At 68.3% G+C, this 438-nt stretch carries 1 pseudogene; it reads left to right on the forward strand.

The annotated features are described in order from the left end of the window. Positions 1 to 438 (forward strand): annotated as a pseudogene (locus KE671_RS22610) (hypothetical protein); the annotation flags it as partial.

Genomic DNA, 438 nt, shown 5'->3' on the forward strand with positions numbered 1-438 from the left:
CGTCAACCTGCCGGTGGGCGTGGTGGCGTTCGTGCTCGCGTGGATGCTGGTGCCGCGCCTGAAGACGCACCCGCACCGCTTCGACCTCGTCGGGGTCGTGCTCAGCGCGGTGGCGCTGTTCCTGATCGTGTTCGGCTTGCAGGAGGGCGAGAAGTTCGACTGGGGCGTGATCTGGGGGCCGATCTCGGTGTGGAGCCTGATCATCGCGGGCGTCGTGGTGCTGGCGCTGTTCATCGTGCAGCAGGCACGGACGCGCAGTGAACCGCTGGTGCCGCTCGGGCTGTTCCGCGACCGCAACTTCTCCGGCGCGAACGTGGCGATCGCCGCGGTGGGCTTCACGGTCACGAGCATGTCGCTGCCGATGATGTTCTTCCTGCAGACGGCGCGCGGACTCACGCCCACCGAGGCCGCGATGCTGCTGATCCCGATGGCGGTGCT

The sequence above is a fragment of the Citrobacter amalonaticus genome, assembly GCF_018252635.1.
Classification (GTDB): Bacteria; Pseudomonadota; Gammaproteobacteria; order Enterobacterales; family Enterobacteriaceae; genus Citrobacter_A; species Citrobacter_A amalonaticus_E.